Origin of the sequence: uncultured Alloprevotella sp., assembly GCF_963536905.1 — a bacterium.
Lineage (GTDB): Bacteria > Bacteroidota > Bacteroidia > Bacteroidales > Bacteroidaceae > Alloprevotella.
On record NZ_CAUTBW010000011.1, the window covers coordinates 25,906 to 47,997 of the forward strand.

The following is a 22,092-nucleotide window of genomic DNA, read 5'->3' on the forward strand; positions in this document are numbered from 1 at the left end:
TACTTACGAAGCAAAAGTAAGAAAAAAATCTATCACTTCATTTATTGCATCTTAGGTTACTGAAAGAATGACTACTGAGCGGAAAATCATCCATGTTGATATGGACTGCTTTTTTGCAGCCGTTGAGCAGCGCGACAATCCAGAGTTGCGTGGCAAACCTGTGGCCGTTGGCAATGATGAAGAGCGTAGCGTTGTCACTACTGCTAGCTACGAGGCGCGTAAGTTTGGCGTACATTCTGCCCAATCTGTTCAAGTGGCCAAACGCTTATGCCCGTCACTGGTTATTGTTCCGTGCCATTTTGAGAAGTATAGAGCTGTGAATCATCAGATAAGTGAGATTTTCCATGATTATACGGATCAAGTAGAGTTTTTGAGTATTGATGAGGCTTTCCTGGATGTGACGGAAAACAAAAAAGGGATAGAATTGGCAGTGGATATTGCGCGCGAAATAAAGACCCGTATTCAGGAAGAGCTCCAACTGACGGCTTCGGCAGGTGTGAGCTATTGTAAATTGCTGGCAAAGATAGCCTCAGATTATCGCAAGCCTGACGGACTCTGTACTATTCATCCCGATAAGGCTCTCCGCTTCATTGCTCATTTGCCTGTTACAAAACTTTGGGGCGTAGGGCCTAAAACGGCTGAGCGCCTTCATCAGATGGGAATATATACAGGGGAGCAACTGCGCGAATATTCTTTACACAGTCTGATACGCGACTTTGGAAAAATGGGGCAGGTATTCTATAATTTTGCACGTGGTATTGATGAACGCCCCGTGGTGACAACGCGTGAGGCCAAATCTGTTGGATGTGAGCGTACTTTTGAAAAAGATTTACATATACAGGCGTCTATTATTGTCGAATTATACCACGTCACATTAGAACTTGTGGAGCGCATCAAGAAACATAAGTTTGAGGGTAGAACTTTGACATTGAAAGTGAAATATGCGGACTTTACGCAAATCACTCGCAGTTTGACACAACAAGAACTCTTGCGTACAAAGAAGCAAATTCTTCCATTGGCAAAGCAACTATTGGCCAAAACTGACACTTCCCGTCCTATACGCTTGCTTGGCCTTTCCGTGTCGTCACCGAAGGAAGAAGACGTAAAAAAGCCCGAATGGATTCAGTTGGAGTTTGATTTTGGTGATGAAAGCACTTGGTTGGGTGGTACTTCTGAACCATAATTCTTGCAACTTTCTTAGGAGATTTTTCACCTTTTTCAGTACAGGGGCGCGTGTTATTTATCGACTCAAAAATATCCTTATTGCGTTTGAAAATACAATAAGGCTGTCAGCTGACAGAATAAGGCTGTCAGTTGACGCGCTTATTGTATTTTTGGCGATGATAAGAAGAGTGAAAATGATGAAGAGATGCGCTCTCTTCTGTATCTTGTTTTTTCCGTTGTCACGTTGTTATATCGCCACGCTTGATACTTAAGGTGTTGAAAGAGTTTGTATTATGGTTGTGACAACAGTGTGATAATAACCGATAGTGCAAAAGCTTGTTGTCACGCATGAAAGTGTTTCTAAAAATCCGCAACACCTATTGTTGAGCGTTGCGGATAGAGAATTGAGAGTTATCGAGAATTTTTATAAAAGGTCAAAAACGGGAGAAGGAAAACTGTGAGGAACTGATGATAGTTTCAGCGTTTATTTGCACTTTCTCCATGAATTTTCTTGCCTCCTATTCATTGTTTGTCTTCTCAAGAACTTGTGTAAGAATTTCGGGTAGTTCCCAATCACATTCTTTCATTTCTTCCAGTCGTTTTTTGCCTGCTACCGATAGTGAGAAGTACATTTCGCGTTTGTCTGTCTTTCCCATAACACGCGAGATGAGTTCTTTTTTTTCGACGGCGCAGATAATCTTTGAAGTGTTGGAACATGTCAATCCTAAGGCTTCAGCAATTTCGCCCGATGTCAAACTTTTATTTTCGGACAACAGGCAAAGGAGCATTCCTTCGTTGATATTTATGGCATGAAGCTTTTGCATTTCTTGTTCCAAAGCTGTGATAGCACGATAGATGCTGCGCAAGCGACAGATACATTTTTTGTCCATGTCTGTTCTTTAAATAAAGAGATTAACATTTGCTTCTTCGGCACGTTGCATATAAGTGGCAACACCGCCTATGCTTACTCCATCGATGAATTCTTCTTTGTCTATTCCCATCATGTCCATCGACATCTGGCACGCAATAAATTCTACGCCGTTGGCGAGTGCTTGATCGCGTAACTCTTCAAGTGAGTTGATGTTTTTCTTGCGCATAATGTAACGAATGAGCCGATCGCCAATGCCCAGCATACTCATCTGAGAGAGGTGTAAGCTTTTAGAGCTTTTGGGGAGCATCCACGAAAACATCTTGCCGAAGAAATCTTTTTTCACCTTTGGTTTCTGTTCGCGTTTGAGAACGTTGAGCCCCCAGAAGGTAAAGAAAATAGAAACTTTATGCCCTGTGGCAGCTGCTCCGTTTGCTAAAACAAAGGTGGCCAGAGCTTTGTCGAGGTCATCGCTAAACATGATCAGCGTTTTGTTTTTGCTATTGCTGGCAGTGTGAGATGTGCATTCTACTGGAGCGTTCTTTTCGATGACCACAGTGTGATAGCCTTTTTGGATTGTACTCGTAATGAAATTATTTCCAGTTGTTTGACACCATGCCTCGGCATCACGCGAAAATCCAGCGTCTGTAGCTACAATCTCAATGCGTTCGCCAACCTGCGCTTGGTCCATAGCATTTTTCAACTTCATGATAGGGCCAGGGCATTGCAGTCCACACGCATCTATTTTTAGAGTAGATATGCAGGGCTTTGTAGTATTTATTTCTGGCTGCTTCTTCGGAGTCGGAGCAATAGAAATAGGTGCAGTGGCAAGGGAGTAAATTTGATACCCACCTGAGAGGTTTCGCACCTTCTCAAAACCATGCCCCTGAAGGATTCGCAGTGCTAAATAGCCGCGTAGACCAACAGCGCAGAACACTATGATTTCTTTGTCCTTTGGTAGTTCGTTGATGCGCTCGCGCAGGTCGTTCAACGGGATATTTACTGCCCCTTGAATTGTGCCCAGTTTGTATTCGCTTGGAGTTCTGACATCAAGAAGGAATGTCTTATTGAGGTCGAGGCTATCTATCTCTCTCCAATAAATAGCTGGCATTGCACCATTTATAATATTATGAGCCACATAGCCCGCAATGGCTATCGGATCTTTTGCAGAGGAGAAAGGCGGTGCATAAGCCTGCTCCACGCGTATGAGATCTTCCACAGTGCCCCCATTCTTGATGATAAGTGCAATTTGATCAATGCGTTTGTCCACTCCATCATGTCCCACGCATTGTGCACCAAATAATCGTCCAGTCTTGGGGTCGAAAGTCAGTTTGGTTGTTAGGCGGAATGAGCCAGGGTAGTAGCCAGCGTGTGCCGCCGAAATAGTTGTGGAGCTAGCATACGCAATTCCTGCTTGCTTCAATCGCTTTGCAGGCACTCCCGTAGTAGCCACTGTGAGATCGAAAACCTTTGCAATGGCAGTTCCTATGGAGCCTTCGTATTTTTCTACTTTGCCCCTTACCATATTGTCTGCCACAATGCGCGCTTGCCTATTGGCAGGACCTGCCAGATAGTTGAGCCAGTTTTCTCCTGTAATGGGGTGGGGGAATTCGATTGCATCTCCCACAGCAAAGATGTCGGGGATGGATGTTTCTAAATATTCGTCCACTTGAATGCCACGCCCCACGCGGATGCCGGCTTCGGCAGCGAGATGCGTAGAAGGGCGAACTCCGATGGAGAGCAGTACGAGGTCTGCATCTATGTTTTCACCGTTTGCAAGGCAGACACGGATACGATTGTCGATTTGCTCAAAATGGTCTACGCCTTTTTCAAGATAGAGAGCAACGCCCTTATCCGTCAGATGGCGATGAACGTATGATGCAATGGAGAAATCAACTGGCGCCATGACTTGATTGGCCATTTCAACAATGGAAACCTTTGCACCTGCTTCTTGGAGATTTTCAGCCATTTCCAACCCGATGAAACCTCCGCCCACGACAACCGTACTCTTTACTTCGTGTTCCTGGAGATAGCTTTTGATACGATCGGTGTCCTCCACATTTCGGAGAGTAAAAATTCCCTCAAGGTCAATTCCCTTTAATGGTGGACATATAGGTGTAGCACCAGGTGAGAGCAAAAGACGGTCATAGCTTTCTTCATAGCAAGCACCATCGGCCTTGCGCACTGTTACCGTTTTCTTTTCGGGATGGATAGTGATGGCCTCGCTGCAAATGCGTACGTCCACGTTGAATTGTCGTCCGAAAGCTTCGGGAGTTTGAACGAAAAGTTTTTCACGTTGAGCTATTACGCCACCTATATAATAAGGAAGGCCACAATTTGCATACGAAATATGTGGTCCCTTTTCTAAAAGGATAATCTCTGCCTGTTCGTCAATGCGGCGGATGCGGGCTGCAGCAGTTGCTCCGCCCGCTACGCCGCCAATGATGAGGTGTTTCATTTATTTCCTACGTTTTGAGACGAACTTATTTAAGCAGAATGTCGTTAATTGCGCGTTCAAAGTCGCTCTGTCGCATTGCACCTGTTGCCATTTGAGGTTTTTCATTCATCGGGATGAATAAAATGGAGGGAATGGACTGGATGCCAAAGATTGAAGCAAGTTCTTGCTCTTGGTCAACGTCTACTTTGAATACATTGATACGTCCGTCGTACTCTTCCGCAATCTTTTCGAGCACTGGAGCTGTAGCTTTGCACGGGCCGCACCATGTAGCGTAGAAATCAATGATGGCTGGCTTGTCACCAAGATATTTCCATTCTTGCGGGTTCGTATCGAAGTCCATAATCTGCTTCTTGAAGTCGAGGGTTGTTAAGTTTTGTACACTCATAGTTCTTTTCTTTTAGTGAATGATTCAGTTCTAATTTTTATTTTCCATCGGAAACTTGTGCAAAGATATATCTAATTTTCTGATAAAACAAATTTCCCAAGGAAAATAATTTAGTCGGACAAGAAAAGGTTTGAGAAACGTATCGTCTTCTGCGTTTAGTCGATGAATTTATGAGAAGGAACTATGGACTGAATAGGAGATTTGTAGAATACAAAAAACTATCAACAGATAGGGATGGAACCTTCCGTTGATAGTTTTAGGATAATGATTCTTGTGTAAGAGTTGCTTAACGGCCTATGGAGAAATATTCAAAGCCTGCTGCTTGCATATCGGATGGGTCGTAAATGTTACGGCCATCGAACACTACGGGGCGATTCATTGAGCGGCGAATAACTTCCCATGACGGTAGGCGGAATTGTTTCCATTCGGTCAGGAGCAGAAGCGCATCACTACCTAATGTGGCATCGTAAATATCCTGTGCGTAGTAGACACTATCGCCGATACGGCGTCGACATTCGTTCATGGCAGCAGGATCGTAAACGCGAACTGTGCATCCAGCTTCGAGGAGCTTCTTGATAGTGACGAGCGATGTAGCTTCTCGCATATCGTCGGTTTCAGCTTTGAAGGCTAGGCCCCAAAGAGTGATAGTCTTTCCTTGTAAGTTGCCATTATAGTAGGCGTTTAACTTATTGAAAAGAACGTTCTTTTGGATTTCGTTAACCGCCTCTACAGCCTGCAAAACCTTCATCGGATAACCTTTTTGCTCTGCTGTCTTAATGAGAGCCTTTACGTCCTTGGGAAAGCAAGAGCCCCCGTAGCCGCATCCAGGGTAGAGAAATTTTGAACCTATACGCGTGTCAGAGCCTATACCTTTTCTAACGGCGTTTACATCAGCTCCAACGAGTTCGCAGAGGTTGGCAATGTCGTTCATGAAAGAGATACGCGTGGCCAGCATAGAGTTGGCTGCATATTTTATCATTTCAGCACTGGGAATGTCTGTGAAAATCACGCGGAAGTTATTGAGGAGGAACGGTCTATAGAGTTTCGTCATCAATTCGCGGGCGCGTTCGCTTTCCACACCTACAACTACACGGTCGGGCGACATGAAGTCTTTAATGGCACTTCCTTCTTTCAAGAATTCAGGATTACTAGCTACATCGAACTCTATATTCTTTCCGCGTTTGTCAAGCTCTTCTTGGATAGCTGCCTTTACGCGAGCTGCCGTTCCAACAGGAACGGTTGATTTTGTGACTACAACAAGATACCGGTTCATATATTGTCCCACCTCGTGCGCCACATTGAGCACATAACTAAGGTCGGCACTTCCATCTTCATCGGGAGGTGTTCCTACAGCGCTAAATACCGCTTCTACATCGCTTATGCAATCGCGCAACTGAGTGCTGAAGTGTAAACGGCCTTCTCTATAGTTGCGAAGCACCATCTCATCTAGACCTGGCTCATAGATAGGGATGACACCTTTTTTGAGTTGCTCAATCTTTTCTTGATTTATGTCAACGCAGGTCACCTCAACGCCCATTTCAGCGAAGCAAGCTCCACTTACCAGTCCAACATATCCTGTTCCGACAATGGCTATTTTCATTTTTCTTAGGATTGGTGAAAAGAAACTGTTGTAATGAAATTATGCGAATTCTCTCTTGAAAAGAAAAAATTCGCATAATGATAAAACATTTGTCTTGCAGTGAGCAAATGAGTTTATTTTTGAGCCGGAGCCTGCTGTGCAGGAGCAGCGGGAGCTGCACCTTTTTGTTGCGTAGGAAGTTCAGGCATATTAACCTTCATGTCGGTCACAACGGTGCTGGCACTAGATGCCTCGGGCTTTACATAGACTGTAGCAACGCTCAGAACAACGAGCAAAGCAGCCAAAGTCCAAGTGGCTCTTTCTACAAAGTCAGTTGTTTTGCGTACACCCATGATAGCGTTTGATGCAGAAAAGTTGGATGCCAAACCGCCACCCTTAGATTCCTGAATCAGTACGATGAACGTCAGCAGAATGGCTACAATTACAGCCAGAATGACGAATACTTGATACATTTTTATCTTATTTTTTATGTTTATTATTTGCGATAACTTTCTCTAAGAACCTAATTTGGTCTGCAAAGTAAGCATTTTTTTTCGGATAAACCAAGTTTAGCTTTCTGATAATTTCAATCGCCTTTTCAAACCGTCCTTGTTTGATATAGATACGCGCGAGTGTTTCCGTGAAAAAGTTCTCACTGATTCCTTCGTTTTCGTCGCTCTGTTCCTCAGGAAGTTCAGGCGTAAATTCAGGTTCTTCTTTCAGTTCGATGCGACCTGGTTTTGCAATGAAGTTTTCCACGAGTGTCTTGCTACGCTGATTCCGAGTCGAAGAAGGGAGAACGGTTCCTTCTTCTTCGGGTTCTGCATCGTCGAGTTGTAGAAGGAAAGCCGTATAATCTGTTGTTGCATCAGCAGCAGTAGGTTGTCGATGCGGTGTTTCAGTGTGTACAGGATCTTCTTGCAGATAGTTGTCGATGAGAGAATTGGCACGCTCACTTCGATTATGTGGAGTTTGCGCAGGCAGTGTGGACTGTTCAATCGGCGGTGTGTTTTTGATGTCAAACGGAGAGCCTTCGAAAAGATGAAAGAGAACACGGCGGTCGGGCAGAAATAGTGCTGCACGGCGTAGTTCCTCTCCAAAGCTGGGATCGTGAAGCAGAAAGAGATTCTGCAAGAACATAAGGCGAGCTGCAGCATAGTAGGGGTAGCGCCCCACAAGTTCACGAAGCTTGTAGAGAGAATCTTTGTCGAGACGTTCTGGATGATCTATGTAGGCAGTAATTTCCATTCGTATTATAATAGATACAGCCAAATTACCAGTCGGCAACAGTGGCGTTAAATATCTGATCCGTCAGGTCGGCTATCATTTCCGTTACCAAACGTTCTTGAACGGTGGCCAACTGCTGTGAAGAATCATATTGAGTAGTGGCAGAAAATTGTTTCTCCCAACTTTCGTTTGTTTTGTTGTTTTGGAAGCGGATATTAACCGTCATGCGCAGCTGAACTTGTGAGGCATAGCCATTGGCAGATACAGCTTTATTATATTGATCGTATGCTGTTATTTCTCCTGAGATATGGAGGTCGCCTCCACGCTTAACGAGGCGCAGGCGAGTTTGATTGGCATAGATGTCCTGCAACTTATTGTTGAACATGCTTTCCATAGGCGCCCAACCGTAAGGTGCTCGATTCGGAATTTTATCTATTTGGATAGACTTGATTACATCGTAGTTGATGGACGTTCCAGTAAAATGGTATTTGATGCTACAAGCTGAAAGCGTGAACAGCATCATACATAGCAGTAAATCAGATAGATGTCGTTTAACTTTCCAAACCATAATCTTTTATTTTACGATAGAGCGTACGTTCAGAAATTCCTAGTTGGTCAGCTGCCAACTTACGGTGGCCGCCGCTACGTTCCAGTGCTTTTTGAATCGAAAGCTTTTCTTGGTCTTCAAGTGAGAGGAGCTGTTGCGTTTCATTATCCTTCACTTCTTCCGCATCATCAAAATAGGAAGGTGCAACCTTCATCGGCTGATCGTCTTTACGATACAACGTAATGTCACTACTTTCTGACGGTACAGCTTCCTGATGGCCATTAACTTTTCCGTGCAAGAGATTTTCATTGACCACCTTTTTCAATTCTGTCACATCGCGTCGAAGGTCGAAAAGTATCTGATACAATATTTCTCGTTCGTTTTCAAAACAACGTTCTGTCTTTTTCTTTTCAACAATAGCCAACTGATTGTGCTTTAGCTCTTCAGGAAGATATGTACTTAAAATTTCTGGTGTTATCTCCCTTGCTTCCGCCGTTACAGACATGTTCTCGGCAATATTTTTTAATTGCCGCACGTTTCCAGGCCATGAGTAGGCCTTTATCATATTGCGTGCTTCTTCTGTTAGGCGGATGGGCGGCATTTTGTACTTCTCGCTCATCTCCAAGGCAAATTTGCGGAAAAGTAGTACCACATCTTCTCCACGCTCGCGCAGAGGAGGGACGGCAATGGATACGCTATTGAGTCGATAGTACAAATCTTCACGGAATTTTCCTTCTCCGATAGCTCTCTCCATATTAACATTGGTAGCGGCAACAATGCGCACATCTGTTTTTCTCACTTCGCTGGCTCCCACGGGAATATATTCGCCGGTTTCCAATACACGCAGAAGGCGTGCTTGGGTCTGCAAGGGTAGTTCGCCCACTTCATCAAGGAAGAGAGTGCCACCATTGGCCACACTGAAATATCCCTCACGCTTTTCGATTGCTCCCGTAAAAGCTCCTTTTTCATGCCCGAAGAGTTCGGAGTCAATAGTGCCTTCAGGGATTGCTCCACAGTTCACAGCAAAATATTTCTTTGTCTTGCGTGTACTATGGTCGTGAATGATGCGAGGAAAAACCTCCTTACCCACACCATTCTCGCCTTGGATGAGGACTGAGAGATCGACAGGGGCAATCTTGAGCGCCACATCAATAGCTCTATTCAAGCCTTCGTCGTTGCCCACGATGTTATAGCGCTGCTTGATTTTTTGGAGTTGACCTTCGTTCATGTTTGTTGAAAATTGGAGTACAAAGTTAAGCAATAATCAATAAATTTATCATTTCCTTCTGCTGAATTTTGGGCAGATGGCGAATTTCCCTGAAAGCTTCTTTTTCTTGCTTGTGTTCCTTTGTTTTGGAAAATAAAGTAAGGAAGCGAGTGCTTGTTCGTTGAAAGATATATAATTTTGCAACGTACTTAAAGAATAAAAAGATGAAGATAAACAAAAACAGAATAAATAGCTGTAAGGGGGCAAGCGACCTCCTTTCTGCTGTCTTTTGTCTTTGCTTGCTCCTCTCGTTCTTTTCCGCCTGCGGGAAAGGAGAGAAAAATACGGCAGAAGAGAAAGTGTCAGACACAGTAAAAGTAGATACAACGGCTCTTCTTGTGCATCAGATTAGCAATTGTGCGCGGCTTTACACTACGGAATACCAATATCATAAGATAATAACTTATAGCGATGATCCCCAAATAGTAGGAAATTTGGGCTCGACAAGTTTTTCTATACCTACTCGTTTGGGCGAACGCAAGATAGCTATACCTATAGATGTATCTGTGAAAGGTTATGTCGACTTTGCTTCATTCAGTCGGGCCAATATTGAGCGTTCCGATTCGGGTATTGTTGTAGTGCTTCCCGACCCTCAAATTATTGTCACAGCCTCCAAAATCGATCACGCAGCAGTTCGACAATATATTGACCCTCTCCGCTCCCGCTTTTCGGACCAAGAGATGATGAGCTTTGCTCGTCAAGGAGAGGACAGTATTATTAGCCACATGGACAAATCCGCCATTCTTGCTTCGGCGCAGACTGGAGCGGCCCGTGTCTTGCTCCCTATGCTCCACCGAATGGGCTATTCGGAGCACAATGCCACCATTTCTTTCCGCCGCGACCTCACGCCTGAGTCACTACAAAAGAACATTACCATCCAACGTTTGCAATAATCCGCTATGAATGAACTTGATAATCGTCCGCAAGCATCTGGCTTCGGCAAGATATGCAAAAAGGTTTGGGACAAATTTGCCTATTTTTTGCAGTTTATAGTCTACACAATGATAAAAGGCTGGCAAATATGGCTCATTATGATTTGCCTCGTAGTAGCCGCTATAGTTTTCCGTCAATGCCGCGATGAAAAAAATAGTGGTAATAAGTTGGCCAGTCTCCGCATGGAGAAATCGACAACAATAGATGTGACGCCTGAAGAGATTCGAGCCATTCGCAATATCGGGCAATGGGAATTTCTTTCTATTGAAACTGAGGAAATGGCCGAACTCTACAAAAAGAACGCACTTTCAGTATCTCAGTTGTCTGCCATCTATAGTGGTACGCTCCGTTTAGGCGTAGATATGTCGAAAGCTCCCGAGCAATGGTTTACGGCCAAAGGAGATACAGCTGTTCTCAACTTGCCTGCCGTAGGACTTCTCGACAATCATTTTATTGATGAGGCTCGCACGCGCACATTCTACGAGTCGGGAACATGGACAGCCGCAGAGCGCGAAAGTCTCTACCAGAAAGCAAAGAATCAGATGATGAAACGCTGTCTTACAAAGGCTAATTTACTGGCTGCTCGCCGAAACTCCACAGCACATTTCAATCAAATGTTTTTCAACTTCGGCTTTAAATTCGTCATTATTAATTATGGTGTGCACTCCAACTAACATGTAGAGTTGGAGTCGTTCCCTTTCTTGTTTTTTCTGGATTTTGTGACTGAATAAGCATTTACTGTCTCTTTTTATCTCTTTTTTGTTTTACGTAACCTAACATAAAATGAATGAAAAGGCCTATTTTTGTATTCATAATAAAAGGTTAGTTTATGATTAAGACTACAATGGCAACAAAGCTTCCTCGTAAATTAGAGCAGAAGATGCAGATAGTTGGTGAGCAAATCCGACTTGCTCGTTTACGTCGTAATCTGAGTGTCGCGCAGGTGGCAGATCGCGCCACTTGCTCCCCTGTCACTATCAACAGAGTGGAGAAGGGTACACCAACTGTAGCCATAGGTATTTATCTCCGTGTGTTGTATGCGTTGCAATTAGAAGAAGACATTTTGCTGTTAGCGCAAAAGGATGAGCTTGGGAGGGCTTTGCAGGATCTTTCCCTTAAGCATCGGCTGCGTGCATCTAAAAAAGTGTAAGAGATGAATAGGTTGTTTGTTTATGGCGACTTTGATTGGTTGGAAAGTCCTCTTCTGATCGGCCAGCTTGGGTATGAATCTCTCCGTGGATCTGATTCTTATTCATTTTGTTTTGATGAGAATTGGTTGGCGAAGTATGGTAATCTCATGTTGAGTGCAGATATCAATAATTATGTAGGTACGCAGTACACCCAACTTGGAAAAGATATTTTTGGCTGCTTTAGTGATGTGCTGCCCGACCGCTGGGGACGAACACTCTTAAATCGTTGTGAACAGATACAAGCCGCTGAGGAGAAGCGACCAGTAAGAAGACTATCTTCTTTTGACTATCTGACGGGAATTGATGACTTTTCTCGCATGGGAGGATTTAGATTTGCGACAGAAAAAGGAGGTGTGTTTATCAATAGTAAAGAGGATTTTCGTATTCCTCCTTTGACCGATATTCGTACATTGGCCGTAGCTAGTATGGCACTTGAAAGAAGTGAAGAAAAGAACTTATTGCCTGAGAAAAAATGGATTCAACAGCTTGTTCTTCCAGGAACTTCTTTGGGAGGAGCTCGTCCTAAAGCAGGAGTTGTGGATGAGAGTGGAAAACTTTATATGGCTAAATTCCCTTCCCGAAAAGATGATTATGATGTAGCCCTTTGGGAGCATCATAGCCATTTGTTAGCAAAAGCGTGCGGAGTTGTTGCTGCGGAAACGCGTGTGGTAAATTCTGGAGCGAAATATCATGCGCTTCTTTCTCTGCGGTTTGATCGAACGCATAGTGGTAGGCGAATTCATTTTGCTTCTGCAATGACTCTGTTAGGACTATCTGATGGCTGTGATGCTAAAACGGGGAATGGTTATCTTGATATCGTTGATTTTATTCTTCAGCACTGTTGTGATGTGAGTGAGAATCTTTCTCAGTTATTTCGGCGTGTAGCTTTCAATATAGCCATAGGTAATAGTGATGACCACTTTCGCAATCATGGTTTCGTATTGACTTCTCGTGGTTGGACTCTATCTCCTGCTTACGATATGAACCCCACTTTGAATAACTGTCAGAGTTTGCTCATCAATTCTTATACCAATGATGCTAGTCTCCAAATTTTACAAGATTCTTGCGCAGAGTATATGATCGCTAAGAATGATGCCTGTGCTATTATAGAGGAGGTACGACAAGGTGTGAGACAGTGGGAGACGTTGGCAATAAGTTTGGGCATCAGTAAGCGCGAGAGAAATATGTTTGCTCAGGTTTATAACAAGACAATTTGAACCCTGTATGTTTCTTTTTATAGAGTTAATTTACTGTCTGATATTTTTACAAATGGTTTTCTCAATCTAGAGTGCGAGTAGAGCACTTAGATGAGTGAATTATCGCAAGAAAGGCTTTGGCAGGATTGTTCTTTTTAGGTTTTTCTTTGTTTTTATGTTCTACAACATAAAAACAGCGTATTTTTTCTTTTAGTTAGGCGTTTTTCTCCTTATTCTTTCGGCTGATACAATAAAGATGTCAGTCGATAGCCTTATTGTATTTGAAATTCCCCTTATTGTATTTTTAATTTCTCAAGGAGAAAATAAAATTTGTAGTATAGAAATTAGAAAAAACTCCTTTTTAGTGGTGTTTCAAATTTGCGTTTTCTCGAGTTGCTGGCAGAAAAGTTGAATTTCGCGGCATTCTCGGAGGTGTAGAATGCGAAAATAATTGACAAAAGTGTTTGTTCTTTACGCTATGATAAATATGCGGTTTGCTGTGTGTAGGAAACCGTAGCTTATGAAAAAGAAAAATCCACAATGCTCAAGAGGCATTGTGGATAGAAAGGGTGTGTGGAAGTTGGGCTGGCTGCTACTGAATTGTAGTTTAGTTCTGCCAGTCTGCACACTTTAGAGATTGTTCTTGAAGAACTCGGAAATGCGCGTCATCAAGTGGAGACGTGTGTTTCCGCCTGAGATGAAGTGATTTCGATTCGTATAGATTTGCATTTGGAATTGCTTATTGGCTTGAACAGCTGCCTCTGCCCATTCAGCACAATTGCGATAGTGGACATTGTCATCGGCCGTTCCGTGAATCAACAAGAGATTACCGTGGAGCTTCTCTACGCGGTTGATTGGATTGATATTGTAACCTTCGTTTTCTTTGGGAGTGCGCATATATCGCTCTGTGTAAACCGTGTCGTAGTACTTCCAATTGGTGGGAGCAGCCACAGCTACACCAGCTTTGAATACGGGGCGGCCTTCGCTCATGGACATGAGCGTGTTAAATCCGCCGAAACTCCAGCCCCAAATGCCGATGCGGTTTTTGTCAACATAGGGGAGTGTACCCAAATATTGTGCGGCTTCGACCTGATCTTTAGACTCCAGTTCTCCAAGTTTCAGATAGGTGCATTTTTCAAACTCAGAGCCGCGAGCACCTGTGCCGCGTCCGTCGACGATGACGAAGATGTAGCCCTGCTCGTTCATGTAGCTTTCCCAGATGCCGCCTCCGCTGAAACCTATCTTCCAGTTGTCGGTCACTTCTTGAGAGCCAGGACCGCTATACTGGTACATGATGACGGGATACTTCTTTGTGGCGTCAAAGTTTTTAGGTTTTTGCATCCAGCCATTGAGCTGAACGCCCTCGCTCGTAGTGAAGGTAAAGAATTCCTGCTGACCGGTGAAGGATGCCACCTTTTCTTTCAGCTCTTTGTTGTCCAAAAGTGTAGACAGAGTTTTTCCGTTGCCATCGCGCAGAGTGGTAACATAAGGTGTAGTAGTGTTCGACCACACGTTCATAAAGTAGTTGAAATTTTTGGAGAAGGTAGCGCTGTTCGTACCTGTTTCAGTGGAGAGTTTGCGCGTACGTCCGTTTTTATCGTTCACATATACCGAACGGCGCAACGGGCTTTCCTGTGCCGACTGATAATAGCAGTTGCCCGTTTTCGGGTCGTAGCCATAGAAAGTCGTCACATCGTAGTTGCCCTTCGTGAGCGGCCGCACGAGTTGTCCGTTGAGATTGTAGAGATAAACGTGTTGGTAGCCGGTGCGATCAGAGATAAAAGTGAATTGTCCTGGATAGAAAGTCAAGGCATCGTAGGCACTCTCTTGAATATATTTAGTGCCATTCTCGCGCAGAGCCAGTTTGGCTTCCGTTGAACGCGGATTGACCATGTAGATGTCCATTCTGTCCTGATGGCGGTTGAGCGTGACCACAGCCAGACGGTCTGGGTCGCTCGTGAATTGTATGCGTGGAATATAACCGTCAGAATCTACGGGGACGGCCATCGTTCGTGTTACGCGATTCTTTATATCAAAGGTCTTGACGGAAACTTCCGAGTTTTTCGCGCCTGCAACAGGATATTTGTAGTCGTATGTACCTGGGTATTCATCGTATTGCTCGAGAGTGGGGTGAGAACCCTTGAATTCTTGGATAGAATAGATGGGCACTTTGCTTTCATCATAGCGAATCCACGCCAACACTTTGCTGTCAGCCGAGAATGTGAAGCTGCAATTTGTGGAGAACTCCTCCTCGTTGACCCAATCAGGGATGCCATTGAGGACCTCGTTGAATTTTCCGTCTTTCGTAATCTGACTCTCGGCGTTGTCGAAGAGGAGCTTGACGAGGAAAAGGTTGTTCTTGCGCGCAAAGGCAATCATCGTTCCGTCGGGAGAGAAAACGGGCACTTGCTGTGGGCCGCCTTCGCTCAGGTGGGTGAAGCGGTTGTTTTTAACGTCGAAGATATAGTATTCGGCTGTGAACGAGCGGCGATAGATGCTTTTCGTTTTTGTCTGAAGTAGGATGCGACTTTCGTCAGGTGACATGATATAGCCGTCGATGTGCTCCAGTTTGATCGGTCCACGGGCTGTGCTGGCATCGAAGAGTGTACCAATTTCCTCGCCATTCTTGAAGGAGCGGCGAATGATGCGGCGGGAGTCTTCCGAAAGTTGAGTGTAGCTGTTGCCATCATTGGCAGGGCGCACACCATAAATGCGGTGCGCGTAGTAGCGACCAGACGTGATATCCTTCAGATTGAGCGAATCGCTTTGTGCTGCAACGTTGCCCACAGAAAGAACGGCACAGGTGGCCAATACAAGTAATTTGTTCATAAGTGTTTATGTTTCAGGGTTCAAGCGGAAAGGAGAAGCCTTTCTGCTCGTAAAGAATTACGTTTGCGAAGTTAATACTTTTTCTTAACTTTGCAAAGTAGTAAATCAGTGATATAGGACAAGTTGGAGGTTTACATGTGCCTGCGAGTCGGGGTGATAAACGAAGTTTTGGCCACTTGCAGCTCTGTCTTTCTCTTTGTCCCACATGCTCAAATATATAGTTATGGAAAATGAAAATATAGGCCGTTATGGTTTCTGTGTGGAACCTTATACGGAAGATGCCACGGGACATGTGAGCCTGAGTTTCTTGGGAAATCAGATTTTACGTTGTGCTGGTATGCACGCCACAGCTCATGGTTTTGGTTATGAACAACTCATTGCGCACAATCTCGTTTGGGTGCTCTCGCGCTTGGTACTAACATTTGAAGATCGCCCGAAAACGCTTGAACATTATACTATCTCAACGTGGGTGACGAAGGTTTACCGCCAGTTTACGGAGCGCCTCTTCCGTTTGGAGGCAGAAAACGGAGAACCGACGGGGTATGGTTTCAGCATTTGGGCAGCTATCGACTACAAAACGCGGCAGCCCATCGATTTGGAGAAACTTCCTGACGGCGGCTTTACTTCTGTCCTTCTGCCCAAGGAGGATTTTCCTATCTCTGGAGCAGGACGCGTCAGGGTGAAAAGCGAAGAGCCGGTCTGTCAGTATCGTGCTGGTTTTAGCGACTTGGATATTAACGGACATGTCAATTCTATGCGCTATTTGGAGATGATTCTCAATCTCTTTTCGGCTGACTATCATCGAACACATCAAATACGTCGCATAGAACTTCAGTTCTGCAATGAGAGTTATTGTGGCGACACGTTGCTACTGTTTAGGGAAGATAAGAATGAGAACGTTTGCGACGTGGAAATCCGTAAGGGCGCTTCTGTTATCGTAAGAGCGGAAATCGAAACAGCTGCGCTTTAGAAAAATAGAAGGAGGAAGTTAGCATCTCTGCCAGCTTCCTCCTTTTGTATCATAAATGTGTATTTTGAAAAGCAAAAGATTGTTCCTCTTTATCTCATAAGTATTTTGAGATTAGTGGGACTTCTTTCTTCTTAGTTGCTTAATTACTTTTTACTTGGTTATTTATCGCCTTGGCCAAAAGGATTCTCCAGTTTGACACGTTGCCAGGATTCAATAGCAGGAACGCTTCTACCTTGCAAGTGATATGAAATGCGTAGTCGGTCGGGTGTATCAAAGGAATAATTCAACGTATTTGTTGTATTCTTCTGCTGAGGGTCAAAAACGTTGGTCTTGACCTGTTCAGTGTAAGTCTTATCCGAGTTGATGACGTAGTTGCCCTCAATGGTCTGTACTGTGCGCCCATCGTCTTTGGTCATAAGAATAACGCTGAACGTTCCATCGCCACTGATGATTTTCCATACAGGAATAAGTATGCGGTTGCCTTCTTGCGTTATTATTTCTTGTTGCCAAATGCCGAGCAAAGGGTGAGAATGTTGTGCGTAAGCCGTGAGTCCTACGATGAAGGCCAATAAGAGGATGGCGTGTCTGAATTTGTTCATAATTAACTGTGTTTAGGTTGATATTTTCCGCAAATGTACAAGATTTTAGTGGTATTACAACTTTCGCTTATCTTTTTTCAGTAAAATCTTATAACTTTGTCCGCATAAATAAATGTCAGTGTTGAAATGAAAAAGATACTTCTTGTTGCTTCTTGTCTTGTTGTATTAACATTTGCCAGTTGTGGCAAAAAGAATAAGATGGAAGCAGATGCAACTCCAAAGTCTTTAGCGGCAGCTACAACGGGAGGAGTTAACGAGTCGACTACGCCACTCAATCGCACCGATACGTTGCGCGTAGGAGGCCACGTTTTTGAAATCACAACGAACCGACAGACTGATAAGAGTTTGCCAACTGTTAAAGACGAGATGGATGTGCTTTTCTACGACAATAAGGTGGATGTGCGCATTCTATGTGACGGCGAAGAAATGTTTACAAGAACGTTTACAAAAAAAGACTTTGTCGATAAAATTTCTGCTGATGACGCCGCTCGAGATGTTATGCAAGGAATGGCACTCGATAAGGACCATTCTTCGGCACAAACGATTGTGTTGGGAGCACAAATAGGCCAGCCAGGATTGGATGGTGAAGGTCCGGCTTTTTCTGTAAGTGTTTCTCATGATGGTTCTGTTGTAATCCGCAGTGTGTCCAACCAAGTGACAACGAAGACCGATATGGAGGGCATGGATTGAGAAATCTTACACCACTTCTTTATTTTTTTTGAACAAAGAAAGGATTCTGTCCTGCCGCAAAGGAGGGGAACAGAATCCTTTCTGCTATGAAGTTGTAAGTTATATTCTTTTATTTTACATTATCAAAGGCCTGTTTGAGGTCAGTAATAAGATCATCGATATGTTCCGTACCGATGCTGAGGCGGATAGTGCCTGGGAAAATGCCTTGGCTGGCTTGCTCCTCTGGGGTTTCCTGTGAATGGGTCGTTGTAGCAGGATGGATGACGAGTGATTTGAGATCTGCCACGTTGGCCACTAATGAGAAAATCTGCAGGCTGTCGATGAATTGTTGTGCAGCTTTTTTGCCACCTTTGATTTCAAAGGTGAAGATGCTGCCAGCTCCATTAGGGAAGTAGCGCTGATAAAGATCGTGATTAGGATGTGTGGGCAAACTCGGGTGGTTCACCTTCTCCACGAGCGGATGTTGTTGGAGAAAATCCACAACCTTTAATGCGTTTTCAACGTGACGCTCTACGCGTAAAGAAAGAGTCTCAAGTCCTTGTAGAAGTGCCCAAGCGTTGAATGGACTAATAGCTGCACCCGTGTCGCGCAATATGAGTGCGCGGATGCGTGTCACGAATGGGGCGGGAATTTCTCCGAACTTCAGACCATGATATGAAGGATCTGGCTCAGTGAATTGAGGAAATTTATCGCTTTTTGCCCAGTTGAATGTGCCGCCGTCAACGATGACACCGCCCAAAGACGTGCCATGTCCACCGATAAACTTTGTGGCGCTATGGATAACGATATCTGCTCCATGCTCAATGGGGCGTATCAGATAAGGAGTGCCAAACGTGTTATCAATCAAGAGGGGAATTCCGTTGCGATGTGCAATCTCAGCAGTGGCTTCGATATTTGTAATGTTCGAATTGGGGTTACCAAGCGTCTCAATATATAGGAGTTTTGTGTTGGACTGAATCGCTTTCTCGAAAGCCTCCAAGTCGTCTGAATCTACAAAGGTCGTAGAAATTCCAAAACGGCGTAGCGTGTGTTCTAGGAGGTTGTAAGTTCCACCGTAGATTGTTTTAGATGCTACGACGTGGTCGCCTTGGTTAGCTATGTTGATGATGGCGTAGGTTACAGCTGCAGCTCCAGAGGCTACAGCTAATGCGCCAACCCCACCCTCAAGAGCAGATATGCGTTCTTCAAAGATTCCTTGAGTTGTGTTGTTCAAACGACCATAAATGTTGCCTGCATCGCTAAGTGAGAAACGATCCTCTGCATGCTGGAAGTCGTGAAAAACGTATGCAGAAGTCTGATAAATAGGTACTGCCCGACTGTCGCTTGTTGGGTCTGCTTGCTCTTGACCTACATGAAGCTGAAGCGTTTCAAAATGCCATTTTTTGTTACTCATAATTATTGTATTTATTTGTTATCCTGTTTCTATTCTGACTGCAAAGGTAAGAAATAATAGAAATAAATACCAAGTGGTTTTCATGATTTGAAAAATAATACTATATTTGCATTCACAAAAAGGAAAATAAGTAAGTCGCTTCTTTTTTCTTCCTATTTGAATAGAATTTTTTTCTGTTTGCAGGATAGAGAAATAAAGTGAACGCTTGCTTGTCCCAATGCACAGTAAAAAAGAAAAATAATGGGAACGGACAAATTAGACAAGACAGACTTGCAACTTTTGCGCGTGTTGCAGCAGAATGCACGGATGACGACAAAAGAGTTGGCTCATGAGGTAAACCTCTCAACAACCCCTGTGTTTGAACGCTTAAAACGCTTGGAACGCGATGGTATTATTAAGAAATATATTGCAATTCTTGATGCAGAAAAGCTTAATCAGGGATTCACGGTGTTTTGTCAAGTGAAGCTTAAACAAATGAATCGCGATATAGCGCAGAGTTTTGTAGATGTTATAAAAGACATTCCAGAAGTGTCGGAGTGCTATAATATATCTGGTAATTATGACTATCTACTCAAGGTTCATGCCACGGATATGCGTGCTTACCAGTCGTTTGTCATCAATACGCTGGGCGGAATAGAAAGTTTAGGTTCCATCGAAAGTACTTTTGTGATGGACGAAATTAAGCAAAGTTATGGCTTATACTTCTAAGTAGTCAGCGTCTTTATTGTATTCTCAAATACAATAAGGATATCGGCTGACATCCTTATTGCGTCAGCTGACACAATAAGGAAATTTTCAAACGCTATAAGGATATTTTTGTGTCTTAGCAATTAAGATTAGGCATAGATGGGGAAGTGAAAATACATTTCCCTTTTCTTTTTCGTAAAGGATAGAGCTTTCTTACAACAAAAAGCCCTTCAAGCTGAGCTTGAAGGGCTGATCTTTTACCATGTAGGTAGCTTTGCTTAAGCAGCAGGAGTCTGAGTAGCAGAGTCAGTCTTAACTGAATCAGCAGCTTTAGTGCTGTCAGCCTTAACTGAATCGTTCATAGAATCAACAGCAGTTGCGCTATCAGAATCGGTAGTAGCAGCGTTGTTGTCTGTTTTGTTACCGCAAGAAGCGAAAGAAATAGCTGCGAAAGCTACGAGCATGAAAACTAACTTTTTCATTGGTTTTGAAATTTTTAAATGTAAAACAATCAATTGCCTTTATTAAAACGATGCAAAGGTACGGACTTTTTATATCCATGCAAGAGTTTGGGTAATTATTTTTAGTATAAAAATGCAGATTTAACAATAAAAAGCTGTTTTTGCTATTAATACCTATCAAAAATGGGTGTTTCTGGGGCTATTACCCTCTTTTTCTGCTAATCGCTAACTTTGTTGTATCTTTGCAAGTGAAATTTTAAAGAGATTATTTCCTTGGATACATATAATATATTAAAGGGGAAGAAAGCTGCCTATCAAACATTGGGCTGCAAACTGAACTTTGCCGAGACGTCTTCGCTAAGCGATGCGCTGTGTAAATATGGTGTGGAGCCTGCGGCAGACGGGGAGCATGCAGATATCTGTATTGTAAATACTTGCAGCGTTACAGATGTTGCTGACCATAAGTGTCGGCAGGCTATCAATCGCCTAACTCGTGAAAATCCTGGAGCTTTTGTTGTTGTTTTGGGTTGCTACGCGCAGTTGCAGCCCGAAAAGATTGCAAAATTTCCTGGAGTGGATTTGGTGGTGGGTATGGAACAGAAAGGAAATGTTATCCACTATCTGCAAGAAGGACTGGCCCAACGCATGGCTTTAGAGCAGGGCGAGAATATCCACGAGGCTTATGCTGTTCCAACAAAGGACATACAAACTTTTGTTCCCAGTTGTTCACGTGGCGATCGTACTCGCTATTTCATCAAGGTGCAAGATGGTTGCAACTACTATTGCACTTATTGCACCATACCCTTTGCTCGCGGGCGGAGCCGAAATGGTTCTATTGCTTCGCTAGTGGCCCAAGCTGAAGCTGTAGCAGCAGAAGGCGGAAAAGAAATTGTTATTACTGGTGTAAATATTGGAGATTTCGGTCGTTCTACGGGCGAAGATTTCTTTAGCCTTGTTAAGGCTTTAGATCAGGTGGAAGGGATTGAGCGTTATCGTATTTCTTCTATCGAGCCAAACTTGATTACTGACGAAATTATTGATTTCTGTGCTCATTCGCGTGCCTTTATGCCGCATTTCCATATTCCTCTTCAGAGCGGTTCGGACGATGTTCTCAAGCTGATGCGTCGCCGCTATGATACAGCTTTCTTCCGTCAGAAGATGGAGCGAGTGAAAGCGACCATTCCTGATGCCTTTATCGGTGTGGATGTTATAGTCGGTACGCGCGGTGAGAAGGATGAATTCTTCGAAGAGGCTTATGAGTTTATCCAGAGTTTGGACATTGCCCAACTTCACGTTTTTAGCTATTCCGAGCGCCCAGGCACAAAGGCTTTGGAGATACCTTATGTAGTGTCGCCGCAAACTCGCCGCGAACGCAGCCAGCGTTTGCTCAATCTTTCGGAAGAAAAGCGCAAAGGGTTCTATTCCAATTTTATAGGGAAAGAACGCCCCGTACTTTGGGAGCATGCTAAGCCAGGACATCCTATTCATGGCTTTACAGATAATTATATCCGCGTTGAATTGCCTTTAGGTGTTGAGATGCCCGACAATACCGTTTCTGTTGTCACTTTGGGTGACTTTACAGCAGACGGGCAGGCTTTGACGGTGAGATAATAAAATAGAGGACTATTCGAGTTTGCCCGAATAGTCCC

At 43.9% G+C, this 22,092-nt stretch carries 21 protein-coding genes; 9 read left to right on the forward strand and 12 right to left on the reverse strand.

The window, feature by feature from the left end; genetic code table 11:
• Nucleotides 1-67 precede the first annotated feature (67 nt).
• Entirely contained in the window at nt 68-1,183 is a 1,116-nt protein-coding gene (gene dinB / locus ABLA33_RS03150; protein ID WP_347719209.1) for a DNA polymerase IV, read from the forward strand.
• Between the two features lie 499 nt (nt 1,184-1,682).
• Here dinB and ABLA33_RS03155 read toward each other — a convergent pair whose 3' ends face one another.
• The 8 genes from ABLA33_RS03155 to ABLA33_RS03190 form a co-directional block, all read right to left on the reverse strand.
• Nucleotides 1,683-2,054, reverse strand: coding sequence for a MarR family transcriptional regulator (locus tag ABLA33_RS03155; RefSeq protein ID WP_347719210.1), 372 nt, complete (start codon nt 2,052-2,054; stop codon nt 1,683-1,685).
• A gap of 9 nt (nt 2,055-2,063) precedes the next feature.
• Nucleotides 2,064-4,490 carry a DsrE/DsrF/DrsH-like family protein gene (locus ABLA33_RS03160; protein ID WP_347719211.1) on the reverse strand — a complete coding sequence of 809 codons (2,427 nt, stop codon included), beginning with the start codon at nt 4,488-4,490 and terminating at the stop codon, nt 2,064-2,066.
• A gap of 25 nt (nt 4,491-4,515) precedes the next feature.
• Nucleotides 4,516-4,875: a thioredoxin gene (gene trxA / locus ABLA33_RS03165; protein WP_311491005.1), complete on the reverse strand. Its 360-nt coding sequence runs from the start codon at nt 4,873-4,875 to the stop codon at nt 4,516-4,518.
• 286 nt (nt 4,876-5,161) lie between these two features.
• Complete coding sequence (locus tag ABLA33_RS03170; protein ID WP_347719212.1) at nt 5,162-6,475, reverse strand: UDP-glucose/GDP-mannose dehydrogenase family protein; 1,314 nt, start codon at nt 6,473-6,475, stop codon at nt 5,162-5,164.
• Between the two features lie 113 nt (nt 6,476-6,588).
• Nucleotides 6,589-6,927, reverse strand: a complete 339-nt coding sequence (gene secG, locus ABLA33_RS03175) for a preprotein translocase subunit SecG (protein WP_311491007.1) — start codon at nt 6,925-6,927, stop codon at nt 6,589-6,591.
• A gap of 7 nt (nt 6,928-6,934) precedes the next feature.
• Nucleotides 6,935-7,702 carry a tetratricopeptide repeat protein gene (locus ABLA33_RS03180; protein ID WP_347719213.1) on the reverse strand — a complete coding sequence of 256 codons (768 nt, stop codon included), beginning with the start codon at nt 7,700-7,702 and terminating at the stop codon, nt 6,935-6,937.
• A 25-nt stretch (nt 7,703-7,727) separates the two neighbouring features.
• Nucleotides 7,728-8,249 carry an LptE family protein gene (locus tag ABLA33_RS03185; protein WP_311491009.1) on the reverse strand — a complete coding sequence of 174 codons (522 nt, stop codon included), beginning with the start codon at nt 8,247-8,249 and terminating at the stop codon, nt 7,728-7,730.
• On the reverse strand, nt 8,233-9,456 hold the full coding sequence (locus tag ABLA33_RS03190) for a sigma-54 dependent transcriptional regulator (protein ID WP_347719214.1): 1,224 nt from the start codon (nt 9,454-9,456) through the stop codon (nt 8,233-8,235). The genes ABLA33_RS03185 and ABLA33_RS03190 overlap by 17 nt, the downstream gene beginning before the upstream one ends.
• 203 nt (nt 9,457-9,659) lie before the next feature.
• On the opposite strand from ABLA33_RS03190, the gene ABLA33_RS03195 reads away from it, so the two are divergent.
• The 4 genes from ABLA33_RS03195 to ABLA33_RS03210 all read left to right on the forward strand — a co-directional run bounded on the left by ABLA33_RS03195 (nt 9,660) and on the right by ABLA33_RS03210 (nt 12,835).
• Nucleotides 9,660-10,388 (forward strand): DUF4230 domain-containing protein, encoded by a 729-nt coding sequence (locus tag ABLA33_RS03195; RefSeq protein ID WP_347719215.1) that lies wholly within the window; start codon nt 9,660-9,662, stop codon nt 10,386-10,388.
• A 6-nt stretch (nt 10,389-10,394) separates the two neighbouring features.
• Complete coding sequence (locus ABLA33_RS03200) at nt 10,395-11,102, forward strand: DUF4230 domain-containing protein (RefSeq protein WP_347719216.1); 708 nt, start codon at nt 10,395-10,397, stop codon at nt 11,100-11,102.
• A gap of 155 nt (nt 11,103-11,257) precedes the next feature.
• Nucleotides 11,258-11,578 carry a helix-turn-helix transcriptional regulator gene (locus ABLA33_RS03205; RefSeq protein ID WP_311491013.1) on the forward strand — a complete coding sequence of 107 codons (321 nt, stop codon included), beginning with the start codon at nt 11,258-11,260 and terminating at the stop codon, nt 11,576-11,578.
• A 3-nt stretch (nt 11,579-11,581) separates the two neighbouring features.
• Entirely contained in the window at nt 11,582-12,835 is a 1,254-nt protein-coding gene (locus tag ABLA33_RS03210) for a HipA domain-containing protein (protein ID WP_347719217.1), read from the forward strand.
• Between the two features lie 609 nt (nt 12,836-13,444).
• Here ABLA33_RS03210 and ABLA33_RS03215 read toward each other — a convergent pair.
• Complete coding sequence (locus ABLA33_RS03215; protein ID WP_347719218.1) at nt 13,445-15,643, reverse strand: S9 family peptidase; 2,199 nt, start codon at nt 15,641-15,643, stop codon at nt 13,445-13,447.
• 223 nt (nt 15,644-15,866) lie between these two features.
• On the opposite strand from ABLA33_RS03215, the gene ABLA33_RS03220 reads away from it, so the two are divergent.
• Complete coding sequence (locus ABLA33_RS03220; RefSeq protein ID WP_347719219.1) at nt 15,867-16,613, forward strand: acyl-ACP thioesterase domain-containing protein; 747 nt, start codon at nt 15,867-15,869, stop codon at nt 16,611-16,613.
• A gap of 158 nt (nt 16,614-16,771) precedes the next feature.
• Here ABLA33_RS03220 and ABLA33_RS03225 read toward each other — a convergent pair whose 3' ends face one another.
• Complete coding sequence (locus tag ABLA33_RS03225) at nt 16,772-17,212, reverse strand: DUF4488 domain-containing protein (RefSeq protein ID WP_347719220.1); 441 nt, start codon at nt 17,210-17,212, stop codon at nt 16,772-16,774.
• A gap of 126 nt (nt 17,213-17,338) precedes the next feature.
• On the opposite strand from ABLA33_RS03225, the gene ABLA33_RS03230 reads away from it, so the two are divergent.
• Nucleotides 17,339-17,902, forward strand: coding sequence for a DUF4738 domain-containing protein (locus ABLA33_RS03230; RefSeq protein WP_347719221.1), 564 nt, complete (start codon nt 17,339-17,341; stop codon nt 17,900-17,902).
• A gap of 109 nt (nt 17,903-18,011) precedes the next feature.
• Here the strand turns inward: ABLA33_RS03230 and ABLA33_RS03235 are convergent, their stop codons facing one another.
• Nucleotides 18,012-19,295 (reverse strand): O-acetylhomoserine aminocarboxypropyltransferase/cysteine synthase family protein, encoded by a 1,284-nt coding sequence (locus tag ABLA33_RS03235; protein ID WP_347719222.1) that lies wholly within the window; start codon nt 19,293-19,295, stop codon nt 18,012-18,014.
• A gap of 240 nt (nt 19,296-19,535) precedes the next feature.
• Here ABLA33_RS03235 and ABLA33_RS03240 point away from each other — a divergent pair, with 240 nt between their 5' ends.
• Nucleotides 19,536-20,003 (forward strand): Lrp/AsnC family transcriptional regulator, encoded by a 468-nt coding sequence (locus ABLA33_RS03240; protein WP_311491265.1) that lies wholly within the window; start codon nt 19,536-19,538, stop codon nt 20,001-20,003.
• 257 nt (nt 20,004-20,260) lie between these two features.
• On the opposite strand, the gene ABLA33_RS03245 is transcribed toward ABLA33_RS03240, so the two are convergent.
• Complete coding sequence (locus ABLA33_RS03245; protein ID WP_311491264.1) at nt 20,261-20,464, reverse strand: hypothetical protein; 204 nt, start codon at nt 20,462-20,464, stop codon at nt 20,261-20,263.
• Nucleotides 20,465-20,716: 252 nt separating this feature from the next.
• On the opposite strand from ABLA33_RS03245, the gene mtaB reads away from it, so the two are divergent.
• Nucleotides 20,717-22,054: a tRNA (N(6)-L-threonylcarbamoyladenosine(37)-C(2))-methylthiotransferase MtaB gene (gene mtaB, locus ABLA33_RS03250; RefSeq protein ID WP_311491263.1), complete on the forward strand. Its 1,338-nt coding sequence runs from the start codon at nt 20,717-20,719 to the stop codon at nt 22,052-22,054.
• The last annotated feature ends 38 nt before the right edge of the window (nt 22,055-22,092 follow it).